Genomic DNA, 25,551 nt, shown 5'->3' with positions numbered 1-25,551 from the left:
GCCGGAGTCGCCGCTCTACCTGGCCCGGACCGGCCGCGAGGCCGAGGCCCGCGCCGTGATCGACGACATGGTGCGGCGCACCGGCGCCACGCCCGAGCCGTACGAGATCCCGGCCGTGGTGCCGGAGGCCGCCGCGTCGCGCAAGAAGGGCCTGTCGGCGGCGTTCGACCAGCTCCGCCTGGTGTGGGCCTACAACCCGGTCGTCACCGGGGTGGCCTGGGCGCTGTTCATCTCGGTCATGGTCGTCTACTACGCGGCGCTGTCCTGGATGCCGTCGATCCTGCGGGCGCAGGGCATGGGCGAGGTCGCGGCCTTCGGCTCCACGACCGTCATGAACGCGGTCGGCATCCTGGGCGTGGTCACCTCCGTGCTGCTCGTCGAGGTGGTCGGCCGCAAGTGGGTGATCGGAGTCGCCGGCCCGCTCGCCGCCGTCGCGCTGCTGGTCTTCTCGCTGGTCCTGGGCTCGTCGACGGCCGCCATCGTGATGATCGCGGTCTTCGGGTTCTTCGCCCTGGTGGTCATCCCGGTCATGTACGCCTACGTCTCCGAGCTCTACCCGACCGAGCTGCGGGCCAGCGGCTTCGGCTGGGCCTCGTCGATGAGCCGCGCGGTCACCGGCTTCGTGCCGCTGATCTTCGGCAGCGTGCTCTGGCCGATCCTGGGCCTGCCGCTGACCTTTGCGCTGATGGCGGTCGTCGTGCTCGGCGCCGTGATCTACATGGCCGTCGGCGCGCCGGAGACCAAGGGCCGCGAGCTCGACCGGATCACCGGGTCCGAGGAGGTCACCGGGGCCGAGGCGCCGGCGGCCGACGCCTCGCCGACCACCGGGGCCGTCCGGTCGTGAAGCCCGCCGCCTTCGAGTACCACCGCGCCCGCTCCGTGGCGGGCGCGGTGGGGCTCCTCACCGAGCTCGGCGACGACGCCAAGGTCGTCGCCGGGGGCCAGAGCCTGGTCGCGATGATGAACTTCCGGCTCGCGCGCCCCGAGCACCTGGTCGACATCACGCACATCGAGGGGCTCTCCGGGATCCGGAGGGAGGGCGACACCCTGCGGATCGGGGCGCTCACCACGCACCACGCGGTCGAGAAGGCGGAGCTCGGGGACTTCGGCGTGCTGTCCCGGGCGATGCGCTGGGTGGGGCACCTGCCGATCCGCACCCGCGGCACGGTGGGCGGCAGCATCGCGCACGCCGACGCCACCGCGGAGTGGTGCCTGCTCGCCGTCCTGCTGGAGGCCCGGATCGTCGCCGAGGGGCCGGGCGGCCGCCGGGAGATCCCGGCCGAGGAGTTCTTCCTGGGCCCCTTCACCACCGCCCTGGAGCCCGACGAGCTGATCGTCGAGCTCGTGTTCCCCCGCCCCGCCCCCCGGGCCGCGCTGACCGAGTACGCCGACCGCAAGGGCGACTTCGCGCTGGTCGCGGCGGCCGTCGACCTGGACACCGACCGGGTCGTGCTGGGCGGCGTCGGTTCCACCCCCGTGAGTGCCGACTGCCCCTCTAGCGGCACTTCGCACTCACGACCCCCGGTGAGCTGGGCCGATGCGGCGGCGGAGATCGCCGCGTCCCTGGAGCTGCGGGACGAGCCCGGGATCAGCGCGCACTACCGCCGGGGACTGGTCCGCACGCTCGTCGAACGCGCCTGCCAGGAGGCCTCCCGTGGCTGCTGAACCGCACTTCCGCCGCGACGGCGCCTGGGTCGGCGCCTCGGTCCCCCGCCGCGAGGACCCGCGGCTGCTGGCCGGCCGCGGCCGGTTCGTCGACGACATCACCCTGCCCGGGATGCTGCACGCCCAGTTCGTCCGCAGCACCGAGGCGCACGCCGACCTGCTCGCCGTCGACCTCGACGAGGTCCGCGCGACGCCGGGCGTGGTCGCCGCGTACACCGCGTCGGACCTGGACCTGGCCGACATCACGGCGGAGCTCGACCGCCCGCCGCACGAGTTCGTGCCCACCGCCATGCCCGTCCTGGCCCGCGGGAAGGTGCGGTACGTCGGCGAGCCGATCGCCGTCGTCGTCGCGAAGGACCCGTACGCGGCCGAGGACGGCGTCGAGGCGGCCGTCGTGGAGTACACGCCGCTCGAGCCGGTGGTGAGCGACCTCGGGGCGCTGGCGGAGGGCGCCCCGCTGGTGCACGCCGAGGCCCCGCGCAACACGCTGGTCGACGTCTCGCTCTTCGCCACCGAGGGCATCGACGACGTGTTCGCCGAGGCCCACACCGTCGTCGAGGTCCGCTCGAAGACCGGCCGGCAGAACGCGCTCCCGCTGGAGACCCGCGGCGTCGTCGCCGACTGGGACGACCGGGACGAGCAGCTGCGCGTGCAGACCTGCACCCAGGTCCCCCACCAGGTGCGGACGGTGCTGGCGCGGTGCGTCGGGCTGGACGAGAAGCAGGTCCGGGTGACCGTGCCGGACATGGGCGGCGGGTTCGGGCAGAAGTGCGTGGTCGGGCGGGAGGAGATCGCCGCCGCGGCCGCCGCGCTGCGCCTGCGCCGGCCGGTCAAGTGGATCGAGGACCGGCGCGACGCGCTGACCGCGGCGTTCCTCGCCCGCGAGCAGCGGTACGTCGTCAGGGCCGCCTTCTCCGCCGACGGCGAGATCCTCGGCCTGGACGCCGACGTCGTCTGCGACATGGGCGCCTACTCCTGCTACCCGTTCACGGCCGGGATCGAGCCGCTGATGGCGTCGGCCGAGATGCCGAGCGTCTACCGCGTGCCGGCCTACCGGGTCCGCGGGCGCGCGGTCACGACCAACAAGGCGCCGACGGCGCCCTACCGCGGGGTGAGCCGGCCGCAGTACGTGATGGTGGTCGAGCGGATCTTCGAGAAGGCCGCCCGCGCGCTCGGGATGGACGCCGTCGAGCTGCGGCGCCGCAACGTGATCACCGTCTTCCCGTACACGGGCGTCAACAACATCACCTACGACCCGGGCTCCTACCTGGAGTCGCTCGACCTCTGCGAGGCGACGTTGCGGGACGAGGGCTGGTTCGCGCGGCGTGCCTCCGAGGGGCGTGTGCTGGGCATCGGCTTCGCCTGCTTCTCCGAGCGGACGGGCTACGGTTCCGGCGCCTTCGCGCAGCGGAAGATGCAGGTCGTACCGGGGTTCGACATCTCCGAGATCCGGATGGACCTCAACGGCACGGTCTCCGTCACCACGGGCACGCTGTCCCACGGACAGAGCCACGAGACCACGATGGCGCAGATCGTCGCCGACCGGCTCGGCATCCCGTACGACCGGGTGAAGATCGTCCAGGGCGACACGGACCGGATCACCTACGGCTGGGGCAGCTTCGCCTCCCGGTCGATCACCATCGGCGGCAGTGCCGTCGCGGCCGCGTCGGTGAAGCTCGGCGACCAGCTGCGGGAGATCGCGGCACACCTGCTCTCCGGCGATCCGGAGGCGGCGGTGCTGGAGGAGGGCGGGGTCCGGGTCGGCTCGTCCTGGCTGTCGTACGCGGACATCGCGGACGTGGCCTACCTCAAGGCGCACCTGCTGCCGAAGGGCGTCGGGCCCGGGCTGTCGGCCACGGCGAGCTTCGACGTCGGCGGCGACGGGACCTTCTCCAACGCGACGCACGGCTGCGTCGTCGAGCTGGACCCGGGCACCGGCGGCGTCGAGATCCTGCGCTACGTCTGCGTCGAGGACTGCGGGGTGGCGATCCACCCGCAGGTCGTCGAGGGGCAGGCACGCGGCGGGATCGCGCAGGGCATCGCGGGGGCGCTGTTCGAGGAAGTCCGGTACGACGACGCCGGCCAGCCCCTCGCCCCGAGCTTCATGGAGTACAAGGTCCCGACCGCCGCGGAGATCCCGGACGTGCGGATCGAGCACCTCGAGACGCCGTGCGCGTTCACCGAGAACGGGGCCAAGGGCGCGGGCGAGGGCGGCACGATCGGCGCGCCGGCCGCGGTGCTGAACGCCGTCAACGACGCCCTGCGGCACACCGGCGTCGAGCTGGACGACACCCCGATCCCCCGCGAGGCGATCTTCCGCGCATTGGAGACTTCATGATCCAGTTGATGGAGCTCACCGTGAACGGCGAGCGGCACGACCTCGCGATCGAGCCGCGCCGCACCCTGGTCGACGTCCTGCGCCACGACCTGGGGCTCACCGGCACGCACGTCGGCTGCGAGCACGGGATCTGCGGGGCCTGCACGGTGCTGGTCGACGGCGCGCCGGCCAGGGCCTGCCTGATCTTCGCGGCGCAGGTGGAGGGCGCGGAGATCCGGACGGTGGAGTCGCTCTCGCCGGACGGCGAGCTGAACGACCTCCAGCGGTGCTTCTCCGAGCACCACGGGCTGCAGTGCGGCTTCTGCACCCCGGGGATGCTCATGCTGGCCGAGGGCTACCTCGCCGAGGAGCCGGAACCCACGCGCGAGGAGATCCGCGAGGTCGTCGCCTCGAACCTCTGTCGCTGCACCGGCTACCAGACGATCGTGGAGGCGATCGACGACTGCGCCTCCCGTCGCCGGGCGGCGTTCCAGAACCAGCTCGACAGGAGTGTCTCGTGAGTGTGCACGGATCTTCGACGGACGCGACGTACGAGCGCGCGGGTTTCGGCGCGCCCGTGCGCCGCGGCGAGCGGCCCGCGATCGTGGTCGTGGACCTGACGAAGGGGTTCACCGACCCCGCGTACCCGACGGGCGCGGACCTGACCGAGGTCGTCGCGGCGACGTCCCGGCTGGTCACGGCAGCCTCCGAGGCCTCCGTGCCGGTCGTCTACACGACGATCGGGTACACGCCGGCGGAGATGGAGACGGTCGTCTGGCTGGACAAGGCGCCGGGCATGCGAGCCCTCGCCGTGGGCTCGGAGGCCGTGGAGATCGACGCGCGGCTGCCGTACACCGACGCCGACCACCTGATCATGAAGAAGGGCGCGTCCGGGTTCTTCGGGACCGGTCTGGCGGCGCTGCTGGCCTCGCTCAAGGTCGACACCGTGATCGTCTGCGGCGCCACGACCAGCGGCTGCGTGCGTGCCACGGCGGTCGACGCCCTGCAGAGCGGCTACCCCGTGCTCGTGCCGCGGGAGTGCGTGGGCGACCGGGCGGCCGGGCCGGCGGAGGCCAACCTGTTCGACATCCAGGCCAAGTACGGCGACGTGATCTCGCTCGACGACGCCCTGGCCTACGTGGGAGGACTCAAGTGACCCGTGTCGTGCGGCAGGACGCGCTGGCCGACCTGGCGGACGTCCCCGCGACGTCCCGGTGGGTGCGCAACGGGTCCCTCCGGCTGCACCTGCTCGACTACGGCGGCTCCGGCGTGCCGATCGTGATCGTCCCGGGCATCACCAGCCCGGCGATCACGATGGACTTCGTGGCGCGGTCGCTCGTCGACCTGGGCCGGCCCGTCGTCGTGGACGTCCGGGGGCGCGGGCTGTCGGACTCCGGGGACTCCTACACGCTCGCGGACTACGCCTCGGACACCCTCGCCGTGCTCGACGGGCTGGACGACCCGGTGGTCGTCGGGCACTCGATGGGCGCGCGGATCGCGGCCGCGACTGCGGTGCGCCGACCACTACGGGGCACCGTCGTGGTGGACCCCCCGATGAGCGGACCCGGCCGCGGCCCCTACCCGACCACGCTCGAGGCGTTCCTCGGCCAGCTCGACGAGGCCGTCCGGGGGACGGACGCCGACGAAGTGGCCCGCTCGTGGCCGCGGTGGCCGCGGCGGGAGCAGGAGCTGCGCGCACGGTGGCTGTCCAGCTGCTCGCGCACGGCGATCGCGGAGACCCACCGGGGGTTCGAGAGCGAGGACTTCTTCGAGGTCTGGCCGGCGGTCCCGGCGCCGACGACGTTGCTGTACGGCGCCGACTCCCCCGTCGTCACGGCGGAGGGGGCCAAGGAGGCGGAGGCGACCAACCCCGCCGCCTCGCTGGTGGAGATCCCGGACGCCGGGCACATGGTGTTCTGGGACAACCCGGACGACGCCCTGCGGCTCCTCCGGGAAGCCCTCCACCCCCTCGTGTAACTCCGCGAGTCGCGACTTCCGGCACCGCGAGTCGGTAGTTCCTGCACCGCGAGTCGGTAGTTCCTGCACCGCGAGTCGCGAGCTGTGGCCCCGCGAGTCGGCAGTTTCCGGGGACCGAACCACACATCTCGGGAGGCGTCCGCCCGGGAATAGGGATGCGCCTCGCCGGACCCGGTGCCTAGCGTGATCACGCCCTGCTCCCCGAGACCACGGACCGCACGATGACCACCGACGCCCGTATCCGCCGCGCCCTCACCAACTGCTCGAAGGGCGAGGCCGGCCGACTGACCCTGCCGCCCGACGTCCGCGAGCTCGACCTCGACGCGTTGGACGACGTCGTCGGGTGGCGGGACGCGAAGGCCCCGGACCGCGCGGTGCTGCTGGTCCCGGGCGCCGACGAGCCGGTCGCGGTGATGCTCCGCGCCGCGTCGAACGCCGTCGGCGCGACCGCGATGTGCGCGCTGTGCCGCACCACCCACAGCGCGGGCGGCACAGCCCTCTTCACGGCCGCGCGCCGCGGGGGCAAGGGCCGCAACGGCAACACGGTCGGGACGTACGTCTGCGCCGACCTCGGCTGCCGTCACCACGTGCGGATCGAGAAGGCGACGGCAGCGCTCCGGCCCGCGCCGGGGCTGACCGTCGAGGAGCGTCGCGCCGGCCTGCGGGAACGGGCCGCGGCGTTCGTCGAGGAGGTCGTGCGCTGACCGTTCCCGCCGTCGAGCACGAGCTCAGGGTCGAATGATCATGAGATCTCGACCCTCAGCTCCTGGTCATCACGGCGCGAACGGGAAGGTCGCGACCGGCTCCCAGGGTCCGCCGCGATAGCGCCACAGACCGAGCGCGACGACGGCGGTGCGCTCGAGCGGCTCGCCGGACAGCGCGGCGTGGAGGTCCCGGGCGTGCTGCGGGGACACCTTGTTCTGCACGGTGACGTGCAGCTCGCGCTTCCCGCGGTCCTGCCGGGTCAGCCACGGGTCGAACGTCCGCGCGAGATCCGCGCGCAGGGCGAGCAGGTCGGGCGCGTCGATCCGGAAGGCCACGCCGCGACCGAGCAACCGCGGCCCACCGACGACGGCTTCCGGCGGCTCCCGCCGAGCCGCGTCGGTCAGAGCCGCGGCAACCTGCGTCTCGAGCTCGCCGGACAGCGCGTGGAAGAGCGTGACGTGGGCGTCGAGATGATTGCGATCGGACGGGAAGTGTCTGCGCCGCAGCGCGTTCAGCCGGAACTGCGCGGGCTCGTCGAGCACGGCCGTGACGACGAGCGGGTCCACGCGCTCAGCCTGCCCGCTCCTCCGCCGGTCCGCGCGTCGGCCGGGCGCGCCCTTCCGACGCGTGCATCTTGGTGACCCGGAACCTGTCCGACTCGCGGTGCTGGAAGTGCCGACTCGCGATGCCACAGCTCCCGACTCGCGGTGCCACAGCTCCCGACTCGCGGTGCCGAATCTCCCGACTCGCGGGAGGCGAGAGCACGACTCGCGGGTGTTCGCCGCCGTCCACCCCTGGGTGGAGATACGAGGTCCCACCCGCAGGTGGACGCCCCGGAGCCCGGCCGTGCCTAGCGTCGTCGGCATGCTTCGAGGACCGATGCGCCGGGCCGACCTCCTGCTCGGGATCGCGGCACCGATCGCGGCCTACTGGGTGCTCACCTCATTCGGCGCCTCCGACCTGACCGCCCTGGCCTGGGGCGCCCTGTTCCCGGTGGCCGGGGTACTGCTCGGGGTCGTCCGGGAGCGGCGGGTCGACATCGTCGCGGCCTTCTCGCTCGGGGCGATCGCCGTGAGCCTGGCCGGAGCGCTGCTGCTGCACAGCACGACGTTCCTGCTGGTCAAGGAGTCGCTCGTGACCGGCGTGATCGGGCTGGGGTTCCTCGGCTCGCTGCTCGCGCGGCGGCCCCTGCCCGTCCTGCTCCTGCGCAGCCGGCCCGGGGCGGCCGAGGTGATCGAGGCCCGCTGGGCGGATCCGGGGTTCCGTCGCGCGCTCCGGGGGATCACGATCGTGTGGGGGTGCGCGCTGCTCGCCGAGGCGGGCCTGCGCGTGGTCCTGGCCCTGTTCGTGCCACCGGGGGTGCTGATGGTCGTCTCGCCGCTGCTCGCGGCCGCCGTGCTCGGCCCGGTCGCGCTGTGGACCGCCCGCCGGCGGGCCGCCCTGCGCCGCACGTCGGTCCCCGTTCCCGCCTGACGACCCGCCCCGAGGAGGACCGATGACCACCACGATCCCGCAGCTGCCCTTCGCCCGCCCCGGCGTGCTGGACATCGCGCCGCTCTACGCCGAGCTGCGCGAGCGCACCCCGATCTGCGCCGTGCGCACCGCGACCGGCGACCCCGCCTGGCTGGTCACTGGGCACGCCGAGTGCCGCACGCTGTTCGCCGACCCGCGCCTGGGCCGGTCCCACCCCGACCCCGAGCGCGCCTCCCGGGTGTCCGGTTCGGCGATCCTGGGCGGCCCGATGATGGGCGACCCCGAGACCGAGCGCGAGCAGCACGCGGTGATGCGCAAGCTCCTGACCCCCGCATTCTCCGCCCGCCGGATGCTGCGACTCCGCGAGCACGTCGACGAGCTGGTCGCCCGGTCGCTCGACGCGCTGGCCGCCGCGGGGCTGCCCGCCGACCTGCACGAACACCTCGCCCTGCCGGTGCCGATCCTCGTCATCTGCGAGCTGCTCGGCGTGCCGTACGAGGACCGGACCCGGTTCCGCGCGTGGTCGGAGGGCGCGGGCCGGCTCGACGACCGCGAGGCCGCCCAGCAGTCCCTCCAGGCGCTGGTCGGGTACGTCCACGGGCTCGTGGCGCGCAAGCGCGAGGAGCCGGGCGAGGACGTGCTCAGCGACCTCGCCGCCTCCGGTCCGGAGCACGACTGGCAGAGCGCCGCCCTGGCCGCGGCCCTGCTCTTCGCCGGGCACGAGACCACGGTGACCCGCATCGACGTCGGCACGGTGCTCCTGCTGCAGCATCCCGGGCATTGGGCAGCCCTGGCCGCCGATCCGTCGCTGGTGCCGGACACCGTCGAGGAGATCCTGCGGCTGGCCGCGCCCGGCGGCAGCGGGCTGCCCCGCTACGCGCACGCGGACGTCGAGATCGGGGGCGTGACGATCCGGACCGGCGACTGCGTGGTCCTCGCCCCCGCGGCCGCCAACCGGGACCCGGACGCGTTCGCCGAGCCCGAGCGCTTCGACCCGGGCCGCGCCGACGCCCGCAGCCACCTCTCCTTCGGCCACGGACCGCGCTACTGCATCGGCGCGAGCCTCGCCCGGGTGGAGCTGCAGGCCGTGTTCACGGCGCTCCCGGCCCGCTTCCCCGGCCTGCGCCTGGGCCGCCCTGTCGACGCGCTGCCGTTGCGGGCCGACCTGCTCACGGGTGGTCTCGACGCCCTGCCAGTGACCTGGTGAGAAGACCGGACCCCGTTCGCCCAGGTCACCCGAGGTCGTGAGTGGCAACTGCCCCTCTAGGGGCAGTTGCCACTCACGGGGCCAGGAGGCGACCTGCGTTCGGGACCTCGGGTGGGAGGCCCAGTTCCTGCAGGATCCGGTAGGTGGTCGCGGTGGCGGCGGAGAGCACCGGGATGCCGATATCGTCCTCGACCGGCTGGATCGAGGGCAGGGACGGCATCTGGACGCAGCAGCTGAGCACCAGCGCCTCGGCGCGGGACAGGTCCAGCTCCTGGCGGTGTTTCCGCAGGTCGGCCGGGTCGAGGCGGGCCACGGCGAGGTTGTCCGGGACCTCGAGGGACAGCGAGTCGACCACCTCGACGTCGGCCGCTTCGAGGTACTCGACCACGGCCTGGGTCAGCGGCTTCATGTACGGGGTGATGATCGCGACCCGGGACACGCCCAGCGCGGCGATGCCGTCGAGCAGCGCCCCGGCCGAGGAGATCACCGGGGCTTGCGCGCCCTCGGCGCGCAGCGCCGCGGTGATCGAGTCCTCGGCGGTGCAGTGGTACCCGGGTCCCTGGGCCATGATCGCGACCAGGCAGGCCGTGGCGACGACGTCCGGGCGGGCGTCGGCCAGCTCGGTGGCCGCCCGCTCGGCCTGCGCGTTCATCGCCCGCAGCTGCTCCGGGGTGACGTGTTGCATCCGGGCCCGCGCGGAGTGGAAGACGAACCGGTCGGCCGGAAAGGCCTCCTCGCGGGCGCGCAGCATCCGCGGCAGCTCGGTCTCCATCGTCAGGTTCGAGCTCGGGACGATCATCCCGATGTGATGGTCGGTCATCGCTTCGCCACCGGCCGCATCTCCGCGACGGTGAGCTCGCCGGCGTCGACGATCAGCTCGTCGTCGAGGTAGAGGCTGTTGCCGCGCATCGGGATGTCGAAGTGGCAGGCGGTGTCGTTGGGCCCGCCGAGCTCGTTGTTCGGGCCGATGGAGAACATCACGTTGCCGTAGAAGCTGCGCAGCTCCATCCCCATGCCGCCGCCGAACTGGGTCAGCCCGTGCCAGTGCGCGCGCTCGTCGAGCCCCCACCCGACGTGGGACATGCCGTAGCCGCGCGGGTCGTCGAAGGACTCGATGTAGGACGAGAGCAGGTCCGCGTCCAGCCCGGAGGAGCCGGCGCCGCCGCGGATGTCGCGGATGAACCCCTCCTCGATGGTGATCTCCACCGGGGTCTGCACGTAGGTGTTGAACGGCAGCAGCACGTCCCCCGGGGCGAGGACGATCTTCCCGTCCACCCCGTCGTCGGCGCCGCCGGTGAACACGAACGCGGCCGGCCAGTGGTCCCACCGGCCGGGCTGGTCGGTGTAGCCGTACTCGCTCAACGTCGGGTACACGCCCAGCTTGTAGGTGACGTCGGTGCCGTGCGGGCTGGTGATCCGCATGGTCTGCGCCTTGGCCAGCAGCTCCGCGCCGATCTCCACCCGCTCCCGCAGCTCACGGGTCGGCATCAGCCGGGCCAGCAGCGGGGCCGGCTCCACCGCGGTCAGGATCCGGGTCCCGGCGCCCTGGATCTCGAACTGCTCCGGGCTGAACAGCAGGAACGTGCAGTCCACCACCATGTCGACGCTCTTGAGCGCCTCCACCGCCAGGCGGTTGTCCGCCAACCCCGAATCACCGACCGCCCACGCCCCCGACGCGGACGTCGGCGCGGGCAGCCGCAGGTGGAAGCCCTGCGCGCCCAGCTTGCCGATCGCCCACAGGAACGCGTCGGCGTACTCGGCGCGCTCGTTCCCGCGGGTCAGCACCGCCACCGTCTCGCCCTCGTGCACCCCGGACAGGGTCAGCTGCTGCAGGCAGATCTCGTTGAACAGGTTCTGGTCCATGGCTCCTCCGGCCTCGGCTCCCGAGATAGTCCGAACACTGACGATTGCTGGTACGGGCCGCTCCGTCAAGCGCTGGATGTGACATCCGGGTGACGAAATGCCGGATCGGCCGGACCTGAACCGGTTACGAGACGTCCCGGTCGGTCCCGGCCCAGTGCCGGGCCCGCAGCTCCCGCTTGAGCACCTTGCCCGCCCCCGACAGCGGCAGGACCTCGACGAACTCCACGGACCGCGGCGCCTTGTACCCGGCGATCAGGCCCTTGACGTGGTCGCGCAGCTCGGCCGGGTCGGGGTCGCTCCCCGGCGCCCGGACGACGACGGCGTGCACCCGCTCGCCCCACTCGTCGTCCGGCACCCCGATCACGGCGCACGCGGCGACGGCCGGGTGCCCCGCGAGTGCGTTCTCCACCTCGGCCGAGTACACGTTCTCGCCGCCGGTCACGATCATGTCCTTGAGCCGGTCGACGACGAAGACGTAGCCCTCCGGGTCCATCCAGCCGCCGTCGCCGGTGTGCATCCAGCCGTCGCGGACGGCCGCAGCGGTCTCCTCGGGCCGGTTCCAGTAGCCGAGCATCACGTGCGGCCCGCGGACCGCGATCTCGCCGACCGTCCCGCGCGGCACCTCGCGATCCTCGGCGTCGACGATCCGGACCTCGGCGTGCGGCGCCGCCCGGCCCGCCGAGCGGCGAAGCCGGTCGGTCAGGTGGTCCTCGGGCAGGAGCATGGTGGCGACGGGTGAGAGCTCGGTCATCCCGTAGGCCTGCGCGAACTCGGCGGTCGGCATCCGTTTGGCGGCCCGCTGCAGCACCGCCTCGGAGATCGGCGAGGCCCCATAGGTGAGCCGCAGGACGGACGAGAGGTCGGCGTCGGCGGTGTCGGGCGAGTCGACCAGCATCTGGATCATCGTCGGGACCAGCAGCAGGTCGGTGACGCCGTGCCGCGCGATCGCCTCGGCGACCCCGGCCGGGGTGAAGGACGGGACGATCACATGGGTGCCGCCGACGACGTTGCGGGCGACCCATGCGGCGCCGTCGGCGAGGTGGAACATCGGCGCGGCGTGCAGCAGCCGCCCGCCCGGCGTGGCCAGGGCCCCGGTCGCGAGCGACCCGAGCGCCGACGCGAGCAGGTTGGTGTGGCTGAGCACCACGCCCTTGGGAGTGCCGGTGGTGCCGCCCGTGTACCAGATACCGGCGGGCGCGTCGCCGCCCCGGCGGGCGTCCTCGACCGGTTCGTGCCCCGCGACCAGCACCTCGTGCGCGACGGTCCCCTCGGGCGCCGGGCCGTCGCCGCACCAGACGACGCGGCGCAGGTCCGGGGTCTCCGCGCGCAGGGCCGGCAGCAGGCCCGCGAAGGTCTCGTCGACCAGCAGGATCCGCACGCCGGCGTCGCGCAGCGAGTAGGCGATCTCGCCCGCGCTCCACCGCACGTTGACCGGGGCGAGCACGCCGTCCGCCCACGGCACGGCGAACAGGTACTCGTGGTAGCGGTCCGAGTTGAGCGACAGCATCGCGACCCGGTCCCCCGGCCCGCAGCCCAGGTCGCGCAGGCCCGCGGCGAGCCGCGCCACCCGGTCGTAGGACTCCGCCCAGGTCCGCACCCGGTCCCCGGCGATCGTGGCCGGGAGGTCCGGGGTCTGTTGGGCCGCCCGATGCAGGGCCTGGGTGAGGTACATGGTCGCCTCCGGGGCAGCGCTGCCGTGGCCCCGGAACGTAGCGGCCCCGCGCGGTCCGGCACCAGCCGCCGGTCAGCGGAGAAGCTCCGGGTCGAGCCCGGCGAGGCGCTCACGGTCGGCCAGGATGTCGATCTCCGTGATCCGGCCGTCGACGACGGTGAACGCCAGCAGCGCGACCGGGCGGCCGTCGATCGTCCCGAGCACCCCCGGCTCGCCGTTCACCAGCACCGGGTGCCGGACCTGGTCCTCGCTGCGGTAGGCCGCCGCCTGGCCGGCCACCGCCCGTGCCCCGTGCACCGCGCGCAGCCCGTCGCCCGTGTCGGCACGCAGCACGACGTCCGGGTCGAGGACCGCGACCAGGCCCTCGATGTCCCCCTCGCGGGCGGCGGCGAGGAACGCGTCGACCACCTCGCGGCGCGCACCGCGGTCCGGCCGCGACGCCGGCTCGACCCCGCGCACGCGACGGCGGGCGCGGCTGGCCAGCTGACGGGCCGCGGCCGGGGTGCGCTCGACGAGCGGCGCGATCTCGTCGAACGGCAGCCCGAACATGTCGTGCAGCACGAAGGCCAGCCGCTCGTCCGGCGCGAGGGTCTCCAGCACGACCAGCAGCGCGAGCCCGACCGAGTCCGCGAGCTCGGCGCCGTACTCGGGGTCCCCGGCGTCGTCGCGGCGGACGATCGGGTCCGGCAGGTGGTCCGGGAAGGGCTGCTCGCGACGGGTCCGGCGGGCCCGCAGCTGGTTGAGCGCCACCCGGGCGACGACCGTGGTCAGCCAGGCCCGCGGGTTGTCCACGTGCGCCGGGTCGGAGCGGTGCAGGCGGATCCAGGCCTCCTGCACGGCGTCGTCGGCCTCGCTGAGCGAGCCGAGCACCCGGTACGCCACCTGCCGCAGGTACGGCCGGTGCTCCTCGAAGTCCGTCACCGGATCCATCCGTCACATCCTCCCGTCGGCGCGTGTCGAGGTGGTGACCCACGAGAACCCGCCGATGTGACGGCGGGACGGGAGGAGACCGACATGTCCGCACGCATGACCAACCCCGCCATGGTCGTCCCGGGTGCCCTGCAGGCGCTGCAGGCACTGGGCGAGGCGGAGAAGGCCACCGGCATCCCGGAGACCGTCCTGGAGCTGGTCCATCTGCGCGCCAGCCAGATCAACGGCTGCGCGGTGTGCCTGCACATGCACGCCCGCGCACTGCGCAAGGCCGGCGAGTCCGACGAGCGCATCGACACGGTGGCCGGCTGGCGCGACGCCCCTTTCTTCACCGACGAGGAACGGGCGGCGCTGGCCCTGACCGAGGCCGTGACCCGCCTGGCCGACCGCGCCGACCCGGTGCCGGACGAGGTGTTCGAGGAGGCGGCCGCGCACTACGACGAGCAGCAGCTCGGCGCGCTGATCCTCTCGATCGCGCACATCAACCTGTGGAACCGGCTCAACGCCACCACCCAGCAGGTCGCCGGCGCCTACTAGTACGCGCGGAACGCGGCCGCCGCCGCGACACCTCGCGGTCGACCTCGTTCTCGCAGAACTCGATGACGAGGTCGCGGCAGGCGTCGTCGCTCAGCGCGGGCAGCCCGACGCTCGTGAACCCGTCGGACTTCTCGTAGGGGGCGCGGGACCACCCGCCGTCGAACCCGTAGACGAAACCCACCCACTCCCCGGCGGCCATCGCAGCCTCCGCCGGCGGGGCCCACCAGTCCGGGGCGCCGGCGAGCAGGTCGGTCTCGGGTTCGCCGAAGTACTCCGCGGCCGTGCGGAAGTAGGTGTCGGAGTACTCGTGGTCGTTGCCGATCAGGACCGCCCGGTCGCCGACCGGGTGCAGGTCGGCCCAGTTGCCGCCCCCGTCGTCGTAGTGCCAGCGGCCGGGCCCGGCGAAGCAGGAGCTCCCCCACCCGCGGGTGGCGCAGATCGCGGCGAAGGCGGCCCAGCGGCCGCGCATCTCGGCGGGCGTCGGCAGGTCGAGTGCAACGAGGCTCACGGACAGGGGGTCCTACGCGGGTGTCCAAACATGAAACACCTCGGAGGGGGAAGGCTCCGGGAGGGTGGCGGCAGCAGCAGCCTCCCCGAGAACGACGAAGGAGTCGATCCCCGCATGAAGACGAAGGCCGCGGTCGTCTACGAGACCGGCAAGCCCATCGAGATCGAGGAGCTGGAGCTCGACGGCCCGAAGGACGGCGAGGTCCTGATCCGCTACACCCACGCCGGGCTGTGCCACTCCGACGTGCACATCTCGCACGGCGACCTCGAGGCCCGCCTGCCGATGGTGCTCGGCCACGAGGGCGCCGGCATCATCGAGGAGGTCGGGCCCGGCGTCACTCGCGTCAAGCCGGGTGACCACGTCGTGTGTTCGTTCATCCCGAACTGCGGCACCTGCCGCTGGTGCGCCACCGGCCAGCAGGCCATCTGCGACATGGGCGCCACCATCCTCGAGGGCTACCTGCCCGGCGAGCGGTTCCCGTTCACCGGCCCCAAGGGCAACTACGGCGCGATGTGCATGCTGGGCACCTTCTCCCAGTACTCCACCATCCACCAGAACTCGGTGGTCAAGGTCGACGACGACCTGCCGCTCGACAAGGCCGTCCTCGTCGGCTGCGGCGTGCCCACCGGGTGGGGCTCGGCGGTCAACGCCGCCGACGTGAAGCCGGGCGAGACCGTGATCGTCTCCGGGGTGGGCGGCATCGGCATCAACGCCGTGCAGGGCGCCCGCTACGCCGGCGCGAAGAACCTCATCGCCGTCGACCCACTGCAGAACAAGCGGGAGAAGGCGATGGAGCTCGGCGCCACCCACGCCGTCGGTTCCATCGAGGAGGCGGCCGACCTCGCTCGCCAGATGACCAACGGCAACGGCGCGGACAAGGCCGTCGTGACCGCGGGCATCGTGACCGAGGAGATCGTCACCGGCGCGTTCGACGCGATCGGCAAGGGCGGCACCGTGGTGCTGACCGGCCTGAACAAGCTGTCGGCGCAGAACGTCAACCTGCCCGGCTCGATCTTCACGCTGTTCAAGAAGACGGTGAAGGGGTCGCTGTTCGGCGACTGCAACCCGACCACCGACATCCCGAAGATCCTGGGCCTGTACCAGTCCGGGGACCTCAAGCTCGACGAGCTGATCACCAGGACGTACACCCTCGAGCAGGTCAACGAGGGCTACGACGACCTGCTCAACGGCAAGAACGTCCGCGGCGTGCTCGTCCACGAGCACTGAGTCCGGGACGCCTGATCCGCCGCGGCGGGACCGGGGACGACCGGTCCCGCCGCGCGCTCAGGAAGTGCGGACCGGCCACGGAGCCAGGCGTCAGGCCGGCCGCTCGCGCAGCGCCTCCGGGTCGATGTGCAGCTCGCGGATCCGGCGGTAGAGCGTGGTGCGGCTGATCCCCAACCGGCGGGCGGCGTGCACCTTGTTGCCCCCGCAGCTCTCCAGGCAGCGCACGATCGCGTCCCGCTCCGCCTGCCACAGGGCGCCCGGGACCGGTTCGCGCGGCCCCTCCCGGTAGCCCGGCGGCAGGTCGGCCTCGGTGAGGTCGCCCGCCGACCGCCGCCCGGCGACGTACCCGACGACCGTGGCGAGCTCCCGCAGGTTGCCCGGCCAGTCGTGCGCGGCGAGGGTCCGCAGCGCTCCGGTGGTGAACCGGACGGCGCCGCCGGCGCGTTCCCGCAGCAGCGCGCCGGCGAGCGCCGGGATCCGGTCGCGGCGGCTGCGCACCGTCGGCAGTTCGAGCCGGACCGGACATCGGGCCCCGAACGCGGCCGTCTCCCCGGGCGGCAGGCCGTCGACGCCGGCGGTCAGCACGAGCCGCACGCCCCGCCGGTCCGCCTCGTGCCCGAGGTGGGCCGCGACCGCCGGGGCCAGCAGGTGGGCGTCCTCGACCAGCAGGGTGCCCCCACCGGTCGCCTCGGCCAGCGGCACGTGCGTCCCGGCCACGGTGACCTGGACGCCGGCCAGCACCGCGACCGGCCCCGCGCCGGCGAGCCGCGTCGCAACCGTCGTCCGGCCCGTGCCCGGTTCGCCGAGGACCAGCACATTCGCCTGCTCCGCGCGATAGCGCAGGATCCGCGGCCGCAGCTCGGCGTGCCAGTCCCGGTCCGGCACGGGTCCCGCGGCGCGCACCGTCGAGGGGCGCTCCGGCCGCTCCAGCTCCACGAGGAAGCCCCCGCCGCCGACCGGCTCGACGCGCGCGACCATCCGCCGGCCCGACGCCAGCTCGACCTCGGTGTGCACGGGCCCCGGCCGGCCGTGCCGCAGGGCCTGCAGCGCGGCGTGGTCGACGGGCTGCAGCAGGTCCGCCGCGGCGTCGTTGGTCAGGACGAGATCGGGTCCGAACGCCACCAGCGGCCCCGCCGCCCGCAGCCGCGCCGTCTCGAACGCCGCGAGCACCCGGCGGTGCGAGCCGCGGGCCTCGGTCAGCATCCCGTCGGCGATCTGCTGGGCGGCGCCGAGCAGGAAGGGCCGCAGCAGCGGGCTCGCGTCGGCGGTCAGGCAGGTGATGTCGAGGACGCCGGCGTGCCGCCCGGTCAGCGGGTCCCGGATCGGCACCCCGTAGCAGGCGAACCGCTTCAGCGACTCCAGGTAGTGCTCCGCCCCGACGACGGCGATCCCGCGGCGCAGCTCGGCGACCGTGGCCACCGAGTTGGTGCCGCTGACCTGCTCGGTGAACAGCTGGCCCGGCACGACCCCGACGGACTGCAGCACCGGCTCCAGCTCGGGCGAGCCGAACCGGATGTCGACCAGCCGGGTCTCCCGGTCGGCCAGGACGAGGGCGAACCGGGAGCCGCGCAGGTGCCCCTCGAGCGCCGTGAGCACCGGGCCCGCCGCGCGGCGCAGGCGCGTGCCGGGATCGGGCTCGACGACCGCGCCGACGTCGATGCAGGCGGCGGGGTCGAGCCCGCAGGACTCGATGCGATGCCAGGACTGGGCGATCTCGGGACGGAGCGCGGACAAGCCCGGACCCTCCTCGCTGCGGGATCCGACGGTGGGGAGTCGACACCGATCTTATGCCGCGCCACGCATCCGTCGGCTCCGAGCCGACTCCGAGCCGACTCCGAGCCGACTCCGAGCCGAGGCTGTGCGGGGTCCTCAGGTTCACCACAGGGGACGTGTGCACGATGTGACGGGTGCAGCTCGACATCGACCGCCCTCCCACGGCCGCGGCTCCCGAGCGCCCGCGCCCGGATCTGCTCGGTCGCGTCGCCGTGCTCGTGCTCGGGGTCGTCACGGTCCTGTCGGTGGTGCGCGCCTTCGGCCCGCTGACCTACCCCGGCGACATCTGGCGCCAGTCGGACACCGCGTCGATGGCGCGCAACTACGCCGAGCACGGTCTGAACCTGTTCATGCCCCAGATCAACTGGGGCGGGAACGGGCCGGGCTACGTCGAGTCCGAGCTGCCCATCATGCCGTGGCTCACCGGCATCCTGTACACGCTCTTCGGCGACCACGAGTTCCTCGGCCGGCTGGTGTCGCTGGTCTTCATGCTGCTCGCCACCGCGGCCTTCTGGGGCCTCGCGAAGCGGATCCTGCCGCCGACGGCCGCCCGGTGGGCGTTGATCGCCTGGGCCGTCTCGCCGGCGTTCATGCGGTGGGGCACGGCCTTCATGCCCGAGGCCACCGTGCTCGCCTTCACGCTGCTGGCCCTGCTGGCCTTCTGCCGCTGGCTGCAGGAGGACCGGCCGGTGTGGCTGGTGGCGGCGGCCGGGGCGGTCTCGCTGGCCGGGCTGGCCAAGCCGACCTCGCTGCACGTCGGGCTCGTGATGGCGCTGTGGCTGCTGCTCGCGGCGCGCGACCGGCTGCGCCGGCCCTCGGTCTACCTGGCCGGGCTCGCCGCGCTGGTGCTGCCCGTGCTGTGGCTGCGGCACGCCTCGAGCCTCTACGAGACCTACGGCAACACCTTCGGCGTGATCTCCGGGGGCGACGACAAGTTCGGCAACCTCGCCATGTGGCTGGGCGCCGACTTCTACCTCGGCAACCTCCGCAGCGAGGTGCTGTTCATCTACGGCGTGGTCGGGGTGCCGTTCGCGCTGCTCGGCGCGGTGTGGCTGTGGCGGCACCGCCGCGGGGCACCCGCCGCACCGTTCCTGCTCGCCGGCGCGGTCGCGCTCGTCGTCTACTACTTCGCGGTCGGCCGCTACAGCGGCTCCGACCTCGGCATCCAGTACCACGTCTACTCGCTGCCCTACGCCGCGGTCGCGACCGGCATCGGCGTCGTCGCGGCGCAGCGGCTGCTGCGCGGCCGGCTCGCGCCGCGGATGGTCGCGGCACTCGGGGTGCTGGCCGTGCTGGCGCTCGGCGCCCAGTCGGTCAACGTGTTCCGCCAGTCGTTCGACCCGGACGCCGGCACCCTCGGCACGTGCGCCACGCAGCTGGCGGCGGTGTCCCGGCCCGGCGACCTCGTGGTCGTCGGCACGGACAGCACCACGACGATGGACGGTGTCGCGAACAACTACCAGGAGCCGGTGATCCTCTACCGGGCCGACCGGTACGGCTGGGTGCTGGCCGCGGACCAGTACGACCCGGCCCGGCTCGCGGGCATGCAGGCGCAGGGCGCGCGCTGGTTCGTGAACCCGGTGCCCGAACAGCTCACCGGCCCGCTGACGAGCTGGTTGCGCGACAACGCCGAGCAGGTCCGCACCACGGCGTTCGACGGCTGCGACGTCTGGGCGCTCCGCACTCCCTGACCGGGCGCCTCACTCGGCGGCGGCCAGCCCCGAGCCGTCCGGGGCCCCGAGCAACGGCACGGGGACGCTGACCATCGTCACGGTGGTGCCCGAGTCGTCCCGCCGGATCGAGACCCGCTCCATGCAGCCGCGCATGACGCTCATCCCGTAGCCCTTCTCGCCGTGGTCCGGGCGCCACACGCCCTCGTCCCGCACCGTCACCACGACCTGGCGGTGCGCGGGCCCGGCCACCAGCCGGCCGACGACCTCGACGTCCCCCGGGACGCCCCCGGCGTAGGCGTGCTTGACCGCGTTGGTGCAGGCCTCGCTCACGGCCAGGATCGCGTCGACACGCTCGGCCTCGGGCCACTCCAGCGCCTGGAGCCAGCGGTCCAGCCCCGCCCGGAAGAAGGCGAGCTGCACCGGGTCCGCGCCGAACCGGATGCTGTAGAAGCCCGAGTCGTCCGCCATGCCCTGAGGATGACGAAGCCCGGGGCCCTTCGCGACCGCTGGCCGGACGCCGCCCCGATCACCCGTGCCGGTCAGCTCGGCAGCCGGGGCTCCGGGACGTCCACGACGACGGGTTCCTCGGCGGGCGCGGGGATCCCGGCCGCCTCGGGTCCGACCACCTCGACCAGCTCGGGCCCGCTCTCGGGGTCGAGCTCGGGCGCGGGGTCCGTCCTCCCCGCCAGGCCGAGCACGCGGCGGCGGGCCCTGGCCCGCCTGCTCAGCTCGGCCTGCTCGTCCGCGGTCCACGTCTGCCGCTCGGTAGGCGGCTGCCTCGTGACCATCTTCGTCCCCCCTGATCGCCCTCACCCGGAAGATCCGCCGTCCCCACCCGCTGTCATGGGGATCACGCAGTGGTGCGGCACACCCAGTGTGCGCCGAACGCGTCCGAAATCCCAGGTCCCGGCCCCGTCCACCCCCTCCCGTCGGGCCCGGCCGGTCGGACGGACGGTCCGGGCCGGTTCGACGGTGAGCGGCGATGTCATCCGTTCGTAACATCGGATGCCCGTCGCCGTCCGGCCGACGGCACGGACGGGAACGGGTGGTGCACGAGTGGGTCGAGCCGGACGCTTCCGCCCGATCCTCGCCGGGGCCACCCTGCGCGACCGCGTGCTCGCCTGCGGCGGGGTGCTCGCCGCCCTCTGCGTCACCGCGCTGCTCGGGGCGACCGTCGTGGGGCACACGGCCGCCCTCCCGTATCTCGTGGCACCGATCGGCGCGTCGGCCGTGCTCGTGTTCGCGGTCCCCGCGAGCCCCCTCGCGCAGCCGTGGCCGGTCGTGGGCGGCAACGTGCTGTCGACGCTGGTGGGGCTCGGCGTGCTGGCCCTCGTCGGCGACCCGTTCCTCGCCTCCGGGCTCGCCGTGGCCGGGGCGATCGCGGTGATGTCGCTGCTCCGCTGCCTGCACCCGCCCGGCGGCGCGGCCGCGCTCACGACGGTGATCGGCGGCAGCGTGATCGCGGGCGCCGGCCCCCTGTTCGCGTTCGTGCCGGTCGGGCTGAACTCGGTCGTCCTCGTCGCGCTCGGGTGGCTGTTCCACCGGTTCACCGGGCACGCCTACCCGCACCGGACGCGGCGGACCGACCCCGCGGAGCGCCACAGCCGCTTCCGCGCCGAGGACGTGGACCGCGCGCTCGACCAGGTCGGCGAGGCGTTCGACATCAGCCGCGAGGACCTCGGGCTCCTGCTGCGCGAGGTCGAGACCCAGGCCCTCGTCCGGCGGCACGGCGAGCCCACCGCGGGCGACGTGATGTCGCGCGAGGTCGTGCGGGTGGAGGTGCACGACACCCCGGACACCGCGCGCGCCCTGCTGCTCGCGCACGACGTCCGCACCCTGCCGGTGCTCGCCGCCGACGGGACCGTGGTCGGCACGGTCGGGCTCCGCGAGCTCGTCCGCCCCGGCGTGTGCGTCGGGGAGCTGGCCTCACCGCCCCTGACCGCCCGCGCGGACCAGCCGGCGCTGGCCCTGAGCCGCGCCCTGACCGACGGGCGGGCCCACGCCGCCGTGATCGTCGACGCGGCCGGGCGGTTGCGCGGGATGGTGACCCAGACCGACCTGATCGTGGCGCTCTGCCGCGCGCTGACCGACCCGGTGTGACGAGCGCGACCCCGGCTCCCGCGAGTACCCCGAGAACGACCTCGGCGATGCTGGTGCGCCCGAAGGGATTCGAACCCCTAACCTTCTGATCCGTAGTTGCCGCACGGGCGTGTGCACAGCACGGCCGTCGTCGGGACGACCGCGCAGGTCAACGACGCCGCGGCCAGCATGGCGCTGCCGGAGACGAGAGCGCGTCGCCTGCCCAGGTCGTCGGCCACCGCGCCACTCGCGAGCAACGCGACTCCCAGCCCGATGCTCATCGAGCTGAGGATCCACGCCTGCCCTTCGGGCCCGGAACCCAGCGCCGATGCCGTCGCGGGCAGCGTCGCCAACGGGGTGGTGAACGCGACGAGACAGAGGAACGTCGCCGCCGAGGCCACGGCCACCGTCGCCCGGTCCGTGTGGCGCATCTACTTGCCTCCCGTCGCTGCCGCGGACTCGGCGGCGGGCCGCTGCCAGGCTATGACGCGGCCGGTGGTCCGTTGCCACACCTCACCGTGCTGGTTGATCGTGTCGTAGGTGAGGGTGACGCTGCCACGGCCGGGCCGCGAGGTGGAGTGGGCGATCGTGCCGACGGAGATCTCCAGGCGCAGGTCGTCGCCCGGGCGGGTGGGGCTCGGCCACTCGAGGTGAATCGCGCTCCCGATCACCCCGGCCGCGATCGGGAACGCAGAGGTCAAGAGCCGCATCGTGATCGCGGCGGTATGCCGGCCACTGGCCGCCAGCCCGTCGAACAGCGTGTCGCCGGCTGCGTCCTCGTCGAGGTGGAACGGCTGAGGGTCGTAGCGGGTGGCGAAATCCTTAACCTCCGCGGCCGTCACCTCGTACGCTCCGATCCGGAAGGTCAGGCCCTCCGCCAGATCGTCGAGCCAGAACCCGTCCGGTCGACGGCGTCGACACACCGGAAGGCGCCCAGCCGAGTCGACCCGGGTCTCGATCCGGTCACCGGGCGCCATGGTCTGCCGCTCTCAGCCCGCGAGCAGCACGTCGTAGCGAGACGGATCCGAGGTCAGCGTGCCCTTCACCGTCCGAGCGAGCTCGTCGACGACCACTTGGGACCGGTCCGCCTCCAGACCGTCCAGAGCCCTCGCCACGACGTCGGCAGGTCGAATGCGGTCGATGGGGAAGTTCTGTCCCATCTCGGTGTCGACGGCGGCCATGGCAGTCCGAGAACGTGGGTGCCCTGTCCGGCCAGCCCGAGGCGTAGTGCGTCGGTCAGGCTCCAGGCCGCGGCCTTGGTCGCGCTGTAGCCTGCCATGCCGGGAACGAGAACCACGAGACCGCCGACAGAACGTTGACGACTGCCCCACCGCCGTTGGCCCCAGGATCGGGGCGAAGGCCTGGGTCACGCGCACGGGACCGAACACAGTGACCTCGAACTCGTCGTGGATCTTGCCGAGATCACCGTCGACGAGCGGCTGCCGAGTCGCGATCCCTGCGTTGTTGACGACGATCTGGACGTCCGTCGCCCCCTGTGCCGCCACCGCGATCTGAGCTGGGTCGGTGACGTCCAGCGCGATCGGCTCGACCCCCTCGGCGGGAGCGATCGACCGGAGGTCGCGCGGCCGCGTAGACCTTGGCCGCCCCCTTTCCCGGAGCTGCCGGACGAATTCCGCGCCGATCCCACGGTTGACGCCGGTGACGAGGACGACTGAACCTGCGATTTTCACGACATACCTCTCACTACAATTCAAGGGTTGGTCCGCGCCTCAATCGGCGGCGATCTCCACCCAGCCGAGAGACGCGACCCGCTCCCCGGTCAACAAGTAGACGACCAGCGCTTCGATCGCCGTGTGTGCCGCGATCCTGGTCTCCTCCGGGGGAGCGGATCGCCGGTCCGAGCCGGACGTGTAGGACAGTTCGGCCGTCAGCGGCGAAAGGCGATGGTCCACGGCGGCGAACCCGACTCCGTCCTCGTGCCAGAGCAGACTGCTACGCGAGCCTGGGCCGACGAGGACCTGGATGAGGACGGGACCTCCGGGCCGGAGGGGCACGTCCTGGATATCGACCTGGAGGGCGCCCTCGAGCTCGGCCCGGGCGGAGACCTTCTCCAGGGCCTCGTCGAACTCGTCGATGCCGCCGACGACGGTCGACGTCATGTCGACGTCACCGAAGCCGTGGTAGCGGAGAAGAGCTCGCCCGTGCATCACCGTGGACGGAATGCGCCGTTCACGGCGCCGAAGGGGTCCGCGTCGGCGAGGGAGTCGAAGGTGCCCTTCTCGATCGCCTCGACCGCGGCGCGCCGGGCCAGCGAGTACGCGGCCTGCGCGATGGCCTGTCCGACGGTCACTCGGCGCACACCGGCTGCTCGCAGATCGTCCACGCTCGGCGCGCCCGGTCCCGCCATGGCGTTGACCGGCAGGTCGACCCGCCTAGTGAGCTCCGCCAGCGTGTCGAGGTCGAGCAGACCGGGCACGAACAGCGAGTCCGCGCCGGCGTCGGCGTACGAACGGGCTCGGGCCACCACATCGTCCAGTCGCCCGGCTTCCGACCCGATCCCGAACAGGTACACATCCGTCCTCGCGTTGACCACCAGCTCCGGCAGGCCTGCCGCGATGGCGGACTCGCGTGCGGCGCGGATCCGGGAGGCCTGGTCCCCGGCGCCGAAGAGGGGGCCACCCGGGGCGCGGGAGTCCTCCAGATTGATGCCGACGGCGCCGGCCCCGATCACCTCGGCGACGGTCCGCGCGACGTCGTCCGCGCCCGGCCCGTACCCGCCCTCGACGTCCGCCGAGACCGGGAGGTCGACCGCGGCCGCAATCCGCGCCACGGCGTCGACCATCTCCGGGCGGGTCAGGTTCTGCCCGTCCGGGCGACCGAGACTCCACGACAACCCGGCGCTCGTGGTGGCGATCGCCCGCGCTCCGCCCGCGGCGATCAGGGCCGCGCTCGCGGCGTCCCAGGCGTTGGGGAGCACCAGCACGTCGTCGGTCTGCAGGGTGCGCAGCGCGGCGGCCATCGCGCGCTGCCGATTGGTGATCATTGTCGTTCCCTTTCGTTGAGTAGCGATTCGATACTCATCGAACGGCGCTGACGGTTCACTCGTCAAGAGCTACCGAGAAAATTGCTGACTTGGTATTTCCGCGCCATCGTGCGCCCTTCCGCTTGGTTTTCCCAAGGCAACTCAGACTTGGCGTTTCCTTGTCAGCAGGAACGAACACGCGCACATTTCCGGGCGTATACTCGCTTTCATGCCATACCAGCAGTCGCTGTTCTCGACGACCCGCGCCGACGTGGTGGACCACGACCGCACGGGCGGTCTCGACGTCGCCGTCGACAGCGGCTTCGCCTCCGCCGAACGGATCCAGCTCGACGAGACCTCGTGGATCGTGCACGTGCACGGCTGGCTCTCCGGCGACGACGAGCTGATGCGCCACCTGATGGCCCATGCTTCGTGGGAACAGCGGTCCCGGTGGATGTACAACCGAGTGGTCGACGAGCCACGACTGACCGCCGAGTACCCCGTCATCACGGAGGCGCCCCACCCGGTCCTGCGCCACCTCGCCGACGAGCTCTCCGGACATTTCGGCGTGCCCTACTCACGGCTGTGGATGAACTGGTACCGCGACCACACCAGCTGGCACGCGGACCGCCCCGCCGACAAGCTCGACCATACCGTGATCCCGGTGCTCAGCCTCGGCGCCACCCGCAGGTTCCTCATCAAGCCCGACCAGGGCGGCCGCTCGACGGTGATCGTCACCCACGGCGGCGACCTGGTCGTGATGGGCGGCCGCTGCCAGAAGGACTACAAGCACTCCGTACCCAAGCAGAAGACCCCGGCCGGATCACGCCTGAGCCTGAACTTCAGTCCTCAGATCGCGTAGCGGTACGTGATGTCCTCGGCAGCGACGACGACGTCGTCGGCATCGACGAACTCGACCCGCACCGCCTTGTCCCGGTCCACGGTGCGGCCGACCTCGGTGA

General features: G+C 73.0%; 28 protein-coding genes and 1 pseudogene. 14 read left to right on the top strand and 15 right to left on the bottom strand.

All coding sequences use genetic code 11. The annotated features are described in order from the left end of the window. From AB0B41_RS34905 to AB0B41_RS34875, 7 genes are all read left to right on the top strand, one after another. On the top strand, positions 1-844 hold an 844-nt coding region (locus AB0B41_RS34905), incomplete at its 5' end, for an MFS transporter (RefSeq protein ID WP_358211041.1). After that, positions 841-1,665, top strand: a complete 825-nt coding sequence (locus AB0B41_RS34900; protein ID WP_358211039.1) for an FAD binding domain-containing protein — start codon at positions 841-843, stop codon at positions 1,663-1,665. The genes AB0B41_RS34905 and AB0B41_RS34900, both read left to right, overlap by 4 nt. Next, positions 1,655-4,003 (top strand): xanthine dehydrogenase family protein molybdopterin-binding subunit, encoded by a 2,349-nt coding sequence (locus AB0B41_RS34895; RefSeq protein WP_358211037.1) that lies wholly within the window; start codon positions 1,655-1,657, stop codon positions 4,001-4,003. The genes AB0B41_RS34900 and AB0B41_RS34895 overlap by 11 nt, the downstream gene beginning before the upstream one ends. Positions 4,004-4,011: 8 nt before the next feature. After that, a complete protein-coding gene (locus tag AB0B41_RS34890; RefSeq protein WP_358211035.1) occupies positions 4,012-4,503 on the top strand; it encodes a (2Fe-2S)-binding protein in 492 nt (163 codons plus the stop codon). Beyond that, the gene (locus tag AB0B41_RS34885) at positions 4,500-5,138 is read left to right on the top strand and encodes an isochorismatase family protein (RefSeq protein WP_358211033.1); all 639 of its coding nucleotides are present in this window, start codon (positions 4,500-4,502) and stop codon (positions 5,136-5,138) included. The genes AB0B41_RS34890 and AB0B41_RS34885 overlap by 4 nt, the downstream gene beginning before the upstream one ends. Then, positions 5,135-5,959 carry an alpha/beta hydrolase gene (locus AB0B41_RS34880; RefSeq protein WP_358211031.1) on the top strand — a complete coding sequence of 275 codons (825 nt, stop codon included), beginning with the start codon at positions 5,135-5,137 and terminating at the stop codon, positions 5,957-5,959. Before AB0B41_RS34885 ends, AB0B41_RS34880 begins: the two co-directional genes overlap by 4 nt. Positions 5,960-6,180: 221 nt before the next feature. Next, the gene (locus AB0B41_RS34875) at positions 6,181-6,663 is read left to right on the top strand and encodes an FBP domain-containing protein (RefSeq protein ID WP_358211029.1); all 483 of its coding nucleotides are present in this window, start codon (positions 6,181-6,183) and stop codon (positions 6,661-6,663) included. A 69-nt stretch (positions 6,664-6,732) separates the two neighbouring features. Here AB0B41_RS34875 and AB0B41_RS34870 read toward each other — a convergent pair whose 3' ends face one another. Continuing rightward, a complete protein-coding gene (locus AB0B41_RS34870; RefSeq protein ID WP_358211027.1) occupies positions 6,733-7,230 on the bottom strand; it encodes a 2'-5' RNA ligase family protein in 498 nt (165 codons plus the stop codon). Positions 7,231-7,528: 298 nt separating this feature from the next. Between AB0B41_RS34870 and AB0B41_RS34865 the strand changes: the two genes are divergently transcribed. Then, positions 7,529-8,137 carry a VC0807 family protein gene (locus AB0B41_RS34865; RefSeq protein ID WP_358211025.1) on the top strand — a complete coding sequence of 203 codons (609 nt, stop codon included), beginning with the start codon at positions 7,529-7,531 and terminating at the stop codon, positions 8,135-8,137. A gap of 22 nt (positions 8,138-8,159) precedes the next feature. Continuing rightward, complete coding sequence (locus AB0B41_RS34860) at positions 8,160-9,344, top strand: cytochrome P450 (protein ID WP_358211023.1); 1,185 nt, start codon at positions 8,160-8,162, stop codon at positions 9,342-9,344. A 73-nt stretch (positions 9,345-9,417) separates the two neighbouring features. Here the strand turns inward: AB0B41_RS34860 and AB0B41_RS34855 are convergent, their stop codons facing one another. The 4 genes from AB0B41_RS34855 to AB0B41_RS34840 form a co-directional block, all read right to left on the bottom strand. Continuing rightward, the gene (locus AB0B41_RS34855; protein ID WP_358211021.1) at positions 9,418-10,164 is read right to left on the bottom strand and encodes an Asp/Glu racemase; all 747 of its coding nucleotides are present in this window, start codon (positions 10,162-10,164) and stop codon (positions 9,418-9,420) included. Continuing rightward, positions 10,161-11,207: a leucyl aminopeptidase gene (locus tag AB0B41_RS34850; RefSeq protein ID WP_358211019.1), complete on the bottom strand. Its 1,047-nt coding sequence runs from the start codon at positions 11,205-11,207 to the stop codon at positions 10,161-10,163. The genes AB0B41_RS34855 and AB0B41_RS34850 overlap by 4 nt, the downstream gene beginning before the upstream one ends. 124 nt (positions 11,208-11,331) lie before the next feature. Next, positions 11,332-12,879: a long-chain fatty acid--CoA ligase gene (locus AB0B41_RS34845; RefSeq protein ID WP_358211017.1), complete on the bottom strand. Its 1,548-nt coding sequence runs from the start codon at positions 12,877-12,879 to the stop codon at positions 11,332-11,334. A 72-nt stretch (positions 12,880-12,951) separates the two neighbouring features. Next, positions 12,952-13,809: a sigma-70 family RNA polymerase sigma factor gene (locus tag AB0B41_RS34840; RefSeq protein WP_358211015.1), complete on the bottom strand. Its 858-nt coding sequence runs from the start codon at positions 13,807-13,809 to the stop codon at positions 12,952-12,954. Positions 13,810-13,893: 84 nt separating this feature from the next. On the opposite strand from AB0B41_RS34840, the gene AB0B41_RS34835 reads away from it, so the two are divergent. Next, positions 13,894-14,346: a carboxymuconolactone decarboxylase family protein gene (locus AB0B41_RS34835; protein ID WP_358211013.1), complete on the top strand. Its 453-nt coding sequence runs from the start codon at positions 13,894-13,896 to the stop codon at positions 14,344-14,346. On the opposite strand, the gene AB0B41_RS34830 is transcribed toward AB0B41_RS34835, so the two are convergent. Then, on the bottom strand, positions 14,309-14,854 hold the full coding sequence (locus AB0B41_RS34830; protein ID WP_358211011.1) for a proteophosphoglycan 5: 546 nt from the start codon (positions 14,852-14,854) through the stop codon (positions 14,309-14,311). The two genes, AB0B41_RS34835 and AB0B41_RS34830, sit on opposite strands and share 38 nt — an antisense overlap. Positions 14,855-14,968: 114 nt before the next feature. Here AB0B41_RS34830 and AB0B41_RS34825 point away from each other — a divergent pair, with 114 nt between their 5' ends. Further along, on the top strand, positions 14,969-16,081 hold the full coding sequence (locus AB0B41_RS34825) for an NDMA-dependent alcohol dehydrogenase (RefSeq protein ID WP_358211009.1): 1,113 nt from the start codon (positions 14,969-14,971) through the stop codon (positions 16,079-16,081). Positions 16,082-16,171: 90 nt separating this feature from the next. On the opposite strand, the gene AB0B41_RS34820 is transcribed toward AB0B41_RS34825, so the two are convergent. After that, positions 16,172-17,815 carry a helix-turn-helix domain-containing protein gene (locus AB0B41_RS34820; RefSeq protein ID WP_358211007.1) on the bottom strand — a complete coding sequence of 548 codons (1,644 nt, stop codon included), beginning with the start codon at positions 17,813-17,815 and terminating at the stop codon, positions 16,172-16,174. A gap of 173 nt (positions 17,816-17,988) precedes the next feature. Here AB0B41_RS34820 and AB0B41_RS34815 point away from each other — a divergent pair, with 173 nt between their 5' ends. After that, positions 17,989-19,545, top strand: a complete 1,557-nt coding sequence (locus AB0B41_RS34815; protein WP_358211005.1) for a glycosyltransferase family 39 protein — start codon at positions 17,989-17,991, stop codon at positions 19,543-19,545. Between the two features lie 9 nt (positions 19,546-19,554). On the opposite strand, the gene AB0B41_RS34810 is transcribed toward AB0B41_RS34815, so the two are convergent. Together AB0B41_RS34810 and AB0B41_RS34805 are read right to left on the bottom strand one after the other, a co-directional pair. Continuing rightward, positions 19,555-19,995, bottom strand: a complete 441-nt coding sequence (locus AB0B41_RS34810; RefSeq protein ID WP_358211003.1) for an ATP-binding protein — start codon at positions 19,993-19,995, stop codon at positions 19,555-19,557. Between the two features lie 71 nt (positions 19,996-20,066). Further along, positions 20,067-20,315: a hypothetical protein gene (locus tag AB0B41_RS34805; RefSeq protein WP_358211002.1), complete on the bottom strand. Its 249-nt coding sequence runs from the start codon at positions 20,313-20,315 to the stop codon at positions 20,067-20,069. A 268-nt stretch (positions 20,316-20,583) separates the two neighbouring features. On the opposite strand from AB0B41_RS34805, the gene AB0B41_RS34800 reads away from it, so the two are divergent. Beyond that, entirely contained in the window at positions 20,584-21,627 is a 1,044-nt protein-coding gene (locus tag AB0B41_RS34800) for an HPP family protein (RefSeq protein ID WP_358211000.1), read from the top strand. A gap of 77 nt (positions 21,628-21,704) precedes the next feature. Here AB0B41_RS34800 and AB0B41_RS34795 read toward each other — a convergent pair whose 3' ends face one another. The 6 genes and pseudogenes from AB0B41_RS34795 to AB0B41_RS34770 form a co-directional block, all read right to left on the bottom strand. Continuing rightward, a complete protein-coding gene (locus tag AB0B41_RS34795) occupies positions 21,705-22,037 on the bottom strand; it encodes an MFS transporter (RefSeq protein WP_358210998.1) in 333 nt (110 codons plus the stop codon). Beyond that, on the bottom strand, positions 22,038-22,583 hold the full coding sequence (locus AB0B41_RS34790; RefSeq protein ID WP_358210996.1) for a MaoC/PaaZ C-terminal domain-containing protein: 546 nt from the start codon (positions 22,581-22,583) through the stop codon (positions 22,038-22,040). Positions 22,584-22,595: 12 nt separating this feature from the next. Beyond that, on the bottom strand, positions 22,596-22,787 hold the full coding sequence (locus AB0B41_RS34785; RefSeq protein WP_358211043.1) for a hypothetical protein: 192 nt from the start codon (positions 22,785-22,787) through the stop codon (positions 22,596-22,598). Positions 22,788-23,000: 213 nt separating this feature from the next. Next, positions 23,001-23,297: pseudogene (locus AB0B41_RS34780) on the bottom strand (SDR family NAD(P)-dependent oxidoreductase); the annotation flags it as partial. 39 nt (positions 23,298-23,336) lie between these two features. Further along, the gene (locus tag AB0B41_RS34775; protein ID WP_358210994.1) at positions 23,337-23,726 is read right to left on the bottom strand and encodes an Imm1 family immunity protein; all 390 of its coding nucleotides are present in this window, start codon (positions 23,724-23,726) and stop codon (positions 23,337-23,339) included. Positions 23,727-23,773: 47 nt separating this feature from the next. Next, the gene (locus tag AB0B41_RS34770) at positions 23,774-24,610 is read right to left on the bottom strand and encodes an isocitrate lyase/phosphoenolpyruvate mutase family protein (RefSeq protein WP_358210992.1); all 837 of its coding nucleotides are present in this window, start codon (positions 24,608-24,610) and stop codon (positions 23,774-23,776) included. A 208-nt stretch (positions 24,611-24,818) separates the two neighbouring features. Here AB0B41_RS34770 and AB0B41_RS34765 point away from each other — a divergent pair, with 208 nt between their 5' ends. Further along, a complete protein-coding gene (locus AB0B41_RS34765; RefSeq protein ID WP_358210990.1) occupies positions 24,819-25,451 on the top strand; it encodes an alpha-ketoglutarate-dependent dioxygenase AlkB in 633 nt (210 codons plus the stop codon). Positions 25,452-25,551 lie beyond the last annotated feature (100 nt).

It is taken from the genome of Pseudonocardia sp. NPDC049154 (assembly GCF_040648315.1).
Taxonomy (GTDB): domain Bacteria; phylum Actinomycetota; class Actinomycetes; order Mycobacteriales; family Pseudonocardiaceae; genus Pseudonocardia.
The sequence above is the reverse complement of the archived record's forward strand: the minus strand, read 5'-3'. Positions and strand labels throughout refer to the sequence as shown.

Coding starts and splice junctions, on each gene's coding strand:
- AB0B41_RS34865 (WP_358211025.1), top strand. CDS start 7,529: ATGCTTCGAGGACCGATGCGCCGGGCCGACCTCCTGCTCGGGATCGCG.
- AB0B41_RS34810 (WP_358211003.1), bottom strand. CDS start 19,995: ATGGCGGACGACTCGGGCTTCTACAGCATCCGGTTCGGCGCGGACCCG.
- AB0B41_RS34795 (WP_358210998.1), bottom strand. CDS start 22,037: ATGCGCCACACGGACCGGGCGACGGTGGCCGTGGCCTCGGCGGCGACG.
- AB0B41_RS34790 (WP_358210996.1), bottom strand. CDS start 22,583: ATGGCGCCCGGTGACCGGATCGAGACCCGGGTCGACTCGGCTGGGCGC.
- AB0B41_RS34860 (WP_358211023.1), top strand. CDS start 8,160: ATGACCACCACGATCCCGCAGCTGCCCTTCGCCCGCCCCGGCGTGCTG.
- AB0B41_RS34890 (WP_358211035.1), top strand. CDS start 4,012: ATGGAGCTCACCGTGAACGGCGAGCGGCACGACCTCGCGATCGAGCCG.
- AB0B41_RS34770 (WP_358210992.1), bottom strand. CDS start 24,610: ATGATCACCAATCGGCAGCGCGCGATGGCCGCCGCGCTGCGCACCCTG.
- AB0B41_RS34845 (WP_358211017.1), bottom strand. CDS start 12,879: ATGTACCTCACCCAGGCCCTGCATCGGGCGGCCCAACAGACCCCGGAC.
- AB0B41_RS34785 (WP_358211043.1), bottom strand. CDS start 22,787: ATGGCCGCCGTCGACACCGAGATGGGACAGAACTTCCCCATCGACCGC.
- AB0B41_RS34775 (WP_358210994.1), bottom strand. CDS start 23,726: ATGACGTCGACCGTCGTCGGCGGCATCGACGAGTTCGACGAGGCCCTG.
- AB0B41_RS34875 (WP_358211029.1), top strand. CDS start 6,181: ATGACCACCGACGCCCGTATCCGCCGCGCCCTCACCAACTGCTCGAAG.
- AB0B41_RS34840 (WP_358211015.1), bottom strand. CDS start 13,809: ATGGATCCGGTGACGGACTTCGAGGAGCACCGGCCGTACCTGCGGCAG.
- AB0B41_RS34835 (WP_358211013.1), top strand. CDS start 13,894: ATGTCCGCACGCATGACCAACCCCGCCATGGTCGTCCCGGGTGCCCTG.
- AB0B41_RS34855 (WP_358211021.1), bottom strand. CDS start 10,164: ATGACCGACCATCACATCGGGATGATCGTCCCGAGCTCGAACCTGACG.
- AB0B41_RS34825 (WP_358211009.1), top strand. CDS start 14,969: ATGAAGACGAAGGCCGCGGTCGTCTACGAGACCGGCAAGCCCATCGAG.
- AB0B41_RS34805 (WP_358211002.1), bottom strand. CDS start 20,315: ATGGTCACGAGGCAGCCGCCTACCGAGCGGCAGACGTGGACCGCGGAC.
- AB0B41_RS34850 (WP_358211019.1), bottom strand. CDS start 11,207: ATGGACCAGAACCTGTTCAACGAGATCTGCCTGCAGCAGCTGACCCTG.
- AB0B41_RS34765 (WP_358210990.1), top strand. CDS start 24,819: ATGCCATACCAGCAGTCGCTGTTCTCGACGACCCGCGCCGACGTGGTG.